Source organism: Paenibacillus agaridevorans, assembly GCF_003112455.1.
Classification (GTDB): domain Bacteria; phylum Bacillota; class Bacilli; order Paenibacillales; family Paenibacillaceae; genus Pristimantibacillus; species Pristimantibacillus agaridevorans.
This window is the reverse complement of sequence record NZ_BDQX01000187.1, coordinates 23,276-30,101: the sequence shown is the minus strand read 5'-3', so window position 1 is coordinate 30,101 and position 6,826 is coordinate 23,276. Positions and strand designations below refer to the sequence as shown.

6 protein-coding genes are annotated in these 6,826 nt (G+C 54.0%); 1 reads left to right on the top strand and 5 read right to left on the bottom strand.

The genetic code is table 11. From position 1 onward, the window contains the following. Nucleotides 1–42: 42 nt before the first annotated feature. The 5 genes from cysK to PAT3040_RS17990 all read right to left on the bottom strand — a co-directional run bounded on the left by cysK (nt 43) and on the right by PAT3040_RS17990 (nt 5,956). The gene (cysK, locus tag PAT3040_RS18010; RefSeq protein ID WP_108993823.1) at nt 43–963 is read right to left on the bottom strand and encodes a cysteine synthase A; all 921 of its coding nucleotides are present in this window, start codon (nt 961–963) and stop codon (nt 43–45) included. Between the two features lie 62 nt (nt 964–1,025). Beyond that, entirely contained in the window at nt 1,026–2,282 is a 1,257-nt protein-coding gene (locus PAT3040_RS18005) for an MFS transporter (RefSeq protein ID WP_258235035.1), read from the bottom strand. Between the two features lie 116 nt (nt 2,283–2,398). Beyond that, a complete protein-coding gene (locus PAT3040_RS18000) occupies nt 2,399–2,932 on the bottom strand; it encodes a hypothetical protein (protein ID WP_108993822.1) in 534 nt (177 codons plus the stop codon). A 217-nt stretch (nt 2,933–3,149) separates the two neighbouring features. Further along, complete coding sequence (locus tag PAT3040_RS17995; RefSeq protein ID WP_108993821.1) at nt 3,150–3,578, bottom strand: DUF350 domain-containing protein; 429 nt, start codon at nt 3,576–3,578, stop codon at nt 3,150–3,152. An 11-nt stretch (nt 3,579–3,589) separates the two neighbouring features. Next, nucleotides 3,590–5,956: an endonuclease MutS2 gene (locus tag PAT3040_RS17990; RefSeq protein WP_108993849.1), complete on the bottom strand. Its 2,367-nt coding sequence runs from the start codon at nt 5,954–5,956 to the stop codon at nt 3,590–3,592. Between the two features lie 214 nt (nt 5,957–6,170). Here PAT3040_RS17990 and PAT3040_RS17985 point away from each other — a divergent pair, with 214 nt between their 5' ends. Continuing rightward, nucleotides 6,171–6,530, top strand: a complete 360-nt coding sequence (locus tag PAT3040_RS17985) for a phage holin family protein (protein ID WP_087566808.1) — start codon at nt 6,171–6,173, stop codon at nt 6,528–6,530. Nucleotides 6,531–6,826: the final 296 nt, after the last annotated feature.

Below are 6,826 nucleotides of genomic sequence, written 5' to 3'. Positions count from 1 at the left end.
GTCTGAAGACCGGCTGGCTGTCGTGAATATATTCGCCTGTAGCTACTCGAATAGGCCCATGCTTAAATATCGTTCGCCCGTATCCGGGGCGATACATACGACGCGCCGTCCTTCGCCCAGCTTCCGGGCGATTTTGAGCGCTGCCCAGACCGACGCGCCTGAGGATGGACCAAGCAGCAGGCCCTCTTGTCTCGCGAGCGCTCTCATCGTGCTGATGGCATCCACGTCGGAAACCTGTATGATTTCGTCGTAAACGGAAGTATTCAGAATGTCCGGAATAAAGCCAGGACTTGTGCCGACCAGCTTATGGGGACCTGGCTGCCCTCCGGAGAGGACGGGCGAGCCCTGCGGCTCCACAACGGCGACGTACAATTCCGGCAGCAGCTCTTTCAGCTTCTCGCCCGTACCGGTTATCGTACCGCCCGTACCTGCCGTTGCCACGAACGCATCCAGCCTGCCGCCGGTTTGCTCCATAATTTCTAGCGCAGTCGTTCGGCGGTGAATATCGGGATTCGCTCCATTTTTGAATTGATTCGGAATAAAGCTTCCCGGGTGTTGACGCTGCAGTTCCTCCGCTTTGCGTATAGCGCCGGGCATCCGCTCGGCTGCCGGCGTAAGCTCTACCTTTGCGCCGTAAGCCTTAAGAAGCTTGATCCGCTCCGTCGACATATTATCCGGCATGACCAGAATCAGCTTATATCCTTTAGCCGCGGCATTCATCGCGAGACCGATTCCCGTGTTGCCGCTCGTAGGCTCGATTATGGTTGCACCTGGATGGATCATGCCATCGCGTTCGGCTGCTTCGATAAGCGCGAATGCCGCCCGGTCCTTGACACTGCCGCTGGGGTTTAATTTCTCCAGCTTCACATAAACTTCGGCATTTCCAGGCTCGATGATCCGGTTTAAGCGGACGATCGGCGTTTCTCCGATTAATTTCGTAATATCGCTTACTGCTCTCGCCATTGTTTCAACCTTCTCCCGTTGCTTACATGCCTTTTACTTGTAGTCTTGCAGGTCACACTTGATTATGACGTTTTCGGCTTTGCCTTCCCTTTTATGCGGCTTCTCCTGTTCCCTTCTCGCACATCGCTATGCTGTTCTTGCAGGAATGGACGAATGAACCACCAGCCCGCGATCGGCACGACGCCGACTCCCAACAGCAGCCATGTGATCGCTCTCGGCGAATCCGTAATCGGCAAAACAATGAGATATGCCGACAAACCTGCCATACGTCCCAGCGTCAATCCCGCTTCCCTTAACACGACGAATTCCTCTCTGTGGCTTGCGCTTTCCCTGGATTCGCCGATTAGATCGAAAACACGGGACGTCATCGGGATAATGTACAGCGGCATGAACAAGGAGGTGCCGATACCGAACATCAGCAAGGTCGTATACGAGACCTGCCAGAACAACGGCAGGATGACAAGGCTGATCATAACGACACCGATCAGCATGCCCGTCAAACGCCGATGCGGCTTTAGCCATTTGCCCACCGCCCAAAAGCTGATCAATGCAACAAAGGACGTTATAAGCGAATACGTACCGAGCTTGCTTTCATCCCTTGTGGCAATATAGACCGTCAGACCCACGAGGAACATAAACACGCCCTCCCGCACGCCTTGCGCCACGATGGCCGGGAACATTCGCCTCCATGAATTTCCTTTCGTGGAGAGCTGCCTCAAGCCGTACAGCCAATCATAAGTTCCTTCGGCCTTGCGTTTCTTCAACCAAAAGCTTAGCACGACGCTGGCCGCGAAGATGGCAAGCGAAAGGGTAAAAATGAGACGATACCCCTTCTCTCCCTGCATGGTCGTAATCAGCAAGCCCGATATCCATGGCGCCAGTATGCCTGCCGTGGAACCAAGAAGACCAGCCCATCCATTGTAGGAATCCCGCGTGTCCGGTTCTGTTACTTCAAAGTAAACGACGTTGCAGGCAATCCAGAACATGCCCATCGCAATGCCGTTAAGGGCGCCAAGCGGGACGGCCCATGTCTTGGCGGCCGTGCCCAGCAGCAACACAGCGCAATAGAATACGCCCGAGAGCGCGATGCCGCCCCTCAAGCTGTTCATCTTGTTGTGCTCCTTTACCCACTTGCCCACGACCCAAAAGGTAAGTCCGCCGAGTACAAATTGGGCGAAGGTAAACCAGCCGATCAGCATATACGACTCGCTTGCCTTCCATAGATAGACCGGCACAAACGTTCCCGAGAGCGCATTCGCTACGCCGTACATCGCTTGGACGATCAGAAGCAGGGCAGCTTGTTTGTCTAATTTCGCCAAAACATAACCTCCTGCCGCAGCTTTATCCTGCGGCCATCGTAAATATGTTTTGTAAGATGCCCCGATTGCCGCTCACTATGCCCGTCCAATCTTGGAAGCTGCCCTCCTGACGGCTTCTATTCCCGCTCGGACAGCTTGCCCATCATATACTCCCGATCACTGGCACTCAGCTGCGAAGATGTTGCGAAGCAGGATGGACAGACGTACCAGACGATACGGAATGGCGATGGCAGAATCGGTTCTCCAATGACCTCGGGCGCAGTTGGCACGAAACCTTCTCCGCCCAGAACTTGCGTCCCCGCTTCCAACATATATTCCCTGCAGTTTGGACATTCCGGAACCTCATACTGCGCCTCCGTGATCTCCTGAATGACGCCTTGCGCTGCTAAAGTGCTTCTGGTAGCTCCTATGTACCCTTCCTGCTCGGCGGCCCAATCCGCTTCGCTATCGTCGTCCGTGTCGTTCCATTCCGGAAGATCCATGTCCTCTTCATCTAAGTCGTCACTTTCTCCGCCGTCTCCGATGCCGATGTTCATCGTACGGTAGCCGCTCAGTTCATTCTCGCAATGCGGGCAATGAGACTCCGGCCCAATCTCCTCATCCCAAGTAATCTCCGTCTGGCACCAAGGACAAATTTGCTTTTCTTCCATCGCTACAGTTCTCCTTCATTTCTCATCTAACATCCATCATGTATTCATAACGTAAATAATACCGACCACAAAAAACAATATCGCCACTACAAGCAGCGTAATCCAAAGATACTTCACTCTTTTAAAAAACCTCCTCTAAACTCCTGAGAATTAAAATAAAGGTTCAAAAAGTTCGGTTTTCAGTACCGAGAAGAAGCGAAATTTTTGAACTACCTCTCTAGTCGACGATGACGGTGGCTCCGATGATGTAGGAAAGCGATATGGAGATGATCATGGCGATCAACCCGACCGCACGGTTGTCGCGCGAGATCTCCTCGTCGATCCGGAAGACGGGGGTCAGGAACTCGAACAGGAAGTACGCCACGAGCAAAATAATAAAGCCATACGCTCCCCAGATCAGACTTTCGTAGATGCTGTCGTTCGCTTCGACGGAGAAGCGGAAGATGTTGCATATGCCGAATATTTTGCCCCCGGTTGCCATAGCCACCGACACATTGCCTCGCTTGATTTCGTCCCAGCACTTGTACTTCGTCACCAGTTCGAACACCGACAGAAAAACGATCAGCGACAGCACGGTGACGGATACGAATACCAGCGAGGACGCATACGGATTGTCCAACAGCTTGTCGATCTCCGATTCCTTCATTACCCAACCTCCTACTTCAGCTCGGCAACTGTAACCCCAATGCCGCCTTCGCCGTAATTGCCGTTCCGGAAGCTCTTCACATGGGAGTGCTTGCGCAAATACTGCTGGATGCCCGTGCGAAGAATGCCCGTCCCCTTGCCATGAATAATATAAACCTGACCGAATCCCGACAGGAACGACTCGTCCAGGAATCGGTCCACTTCCATGATGGCTTCCTCCAGGCTTTCGCCGCGCAGATCCAGCTCCATCTTGACGTTATCGTCGCGTGTGCGGTTCAAGCTCGCCCCTGACTGTTTAGGCTGAACGGCTTTGGCAGCGTCGGCCGCCTTCGGCTTGAGCAGCTCCATATCATCCAGCGCGACCTTCATCTTTAGAATGCCAAGCTGTACGGTGGCGTCCGAGCCGTGCACCTCGAGCACGGAGCCCTTCTGGTTCAAGCTGTACACCATTACCTCGTCGCCAGGCTCGATCTTGCCTTGTTTGCCCGCCGACTTGACTTTCTTGGTCTGTACCTGCGGAGACGCCTCATCAAGCTTCCGCTTTGCTTCGATCAGCTTATGCTCCTTGACCGAAGCGCCCTCCTCCATCGCCAGCTTGCGCAAGTCGGCGATAATGACCTCCGCCTCCCGCTTCGCCTTGGCGACAGCTTCCCTTGCTTCTTCCTGCGCCTTCAGCAGCAGCTTCTCCTTCTGTTCCTCGAAGCGAAGACGCTCCTCCTCGTGCTTCGCGCGTTGCGCCTCCATCTGCTTCCGCAGCGCCTCCGCGCTCTGACGTTCCGATTCGGCGCTGATCCGGTTCTCCTCCAGCGACGCGATCATGTTCTCCACGCGCAGATCCTCTTCGCTGACCTCGCCTCGCGCATGATCGATAATAGAACGCTGCAAGCCCAGCCTCTCCGCGATCGCAAACGCATTGCTTCGTCCCGGCACGCCGACCAAAAGCCGGTATGTTGGACTTAAGGTCGCGATGTCGAACTCCATGCTAGCGTTAATGACCGACTTGCGATTATAAGCATAAGCCTTAAGCTCGCTATAATGCGTCGTCGCGATAATACGGCTGCCCCGCGCATGAATATGCTCCAAAATCGCAATCGCCAGAGCGGATCCTTCCGCAGGGTCCGTTCCTGCTCCCAACTCGTCAAGCAGCACAAGGCTCTTGGCGGTCATGGAGCCCAAAATGCGAATGATGTTCGTCAAGTGGCTGGAGAACGTACTGAGGCTCTGCTCGATACTTTGCTCGTCGCCGATATCCGCGTAGATGGCATCAAATACGCATAACTGACTGCCATCCTCGGCTGGCACGAACAATCCCGACATTGCCATCAGGCTTAGCAGACCCACTGTTTTGAGCGATACCGTCTTGCCCCCCGTATTGGGACCCGTCACGATAATAGCCGTGTAGTTATTGCCAAGCTCGACGTCGAGCGGAACGACCTTATCCTTATCGATCAGAGGATGCCGGCCGCGCTTCAACTTCAAAAACCCTCTGTCGTTCATTCGAGGCTGGGTTGCCTTCATCTCGTGCGCCATTCTTGCTTTCGCGAACGCGAAGTCCAGCTCGGCCAGCAGCTCCAGATCGATCAGCAGCTCTTCCCCATGATCGGCGGCTTGGGCCGTAAGCTTCTGCAAAATTTTCTCAATCTCGCGCATCTCGGCTGCCCGCGTCTCTCTGAGCTTGTTGTTCATCGCTACGATAGCTTCCGGCTCGATAAAGAGAGTGGCGCCTGATCCGGATTGATCGTGAACGATCCCTCCAAAGCTGCCGCGGTATTCCTGCTTTACGGGAATAACATAACGGTCGTTGCGCAGCGTAATCAGCGTGTCCTGCAGCATCTTCTGCACGCTCGACGAGCGGATCATATTCTCGAGTTTCTCGCGAATGCGCCCTTCGCCGCTCCGCAGCTCCCTGCGGATTGAAGCAAGCTCCGGGCTGGCATGATCCAGCACCTCCCCGTTCTCGTCGATGCAATCTAGGATGGCGTCTTCCAGCGGCTTATGCTCCGCAAGGCCGGATGCCGTCGTGGACAACATCGGAAGCGGATGCTCGTCGTGAATGCTCTCGATATGGCGTTTCACCCTGCGGCCGCCGCGTGCAGTCGAGGCGATATCGAGCAGCTCTCCGGGATTTAAGGTGCCTCCGATTCTAGCGCGAAGCAAGGACGGACGGATATCGACGATGCCGCCGAACGGCGCGCTGCCCTTAAGTCTGTCGGCCGCATAAGCTTCGTCCGTTACCTGCAGCAGCGCCTTCACGGACTCGAGCTTCGTTTCCGGCTGCAGCGCCTCCGCGATGCTTTTGCCCAGCGACGTGCTGGCATGCTTCGTTAATTTATCTATAATTTTGGGATACTCAAGCGTTGTCAATATTTTGGAATCCAACAAATAACACTCCTCTCGCCCTTTTATTATAGCCGAACCTTGAACGCGATGCACGATTCGGCGCATCTTTGAATACGGGTATTGCCGCCTTCACATGAATTGATGAAATTATGACCATACTAAGTACAGCAGCAACCGTTCCATCTCCTGTTTCAGGGCAGACTTTATATGGCTTCGCCTGCAGCTTCACCATTCCACGAAGGAGGTAATACATGTGACTTTTCTAGGCCATGTCGTTAGGTTTATCGTTTCCGCGCTTGTCTTGATGCTCGTAGGGTTTATCGTGCCGCAGTTCAGCGTGGGAGGCTTCTGGAGCGCCTTCTTCCTGGCGCTTGTCATCGCAGCATTGGGCTGGATTATCGAAGGCATCTTCGGCAAAAAGGTTACGCCTTTCGGTCGCGGCATCGTCGGCTTCATTGCCAGCGCGGTCGTCATCTGGCTTGCCCAGTTCATCGTCGGAGGCGTCACTGTCACTTGGCTCGGCGCGATTCTGGCCGCGCTTGTTATCGGGATTATCGATTTGTTTATCCCGGTAAGCACGCCTTATGAAGCCGGTCGCAATCGCCACGATTAATCAGCGTTTCGCCCGCGCCGATCGCGATGATCGCCGCAACGCAATGGACAGCAAGATCGCTGCCGGATGACAAACCTTTGCCTGCCTGAAGAAGGGGCAAAGGTTTGTTTTCTTTTTTTATTATATAGGACAAGAGGACGCGGAGCCGTTTCACCTTGCTAACAATTTTGTCAATCCTTTGTCAAGGAGTTGTCACCTGTTCTCCTTTATCATGTCCAATATTAGGATACAATGAAAGGGTAAGAATATTTATAACCATTAAAGGCGAAAGGGGATATCATTGATGAAAAAATGGA

Coding starts and splice junctions, on each gene's coding strand:
- cysK (WP_108993823.1), bottom strand. CDS start 963: ATGGCGAGAGCAGTAAGCGATATTACGAAATTAATCGGAGAAACGCCG.
- PAT3040_RS18000 (WP_108993822.1), bottom strand. CDS start 2,932: ATGGAAGAAAAGCAAATTTGTCCTTGGTGCCAGACGGAGATTACTTGG.
- PAT3040_RS17995 (WP_108993821.1), bottom strand. CDS start 3,578: ATGAAGGAATCGGAGATCGACAAGCTGTTGGACAATCCGTATGCGTCC.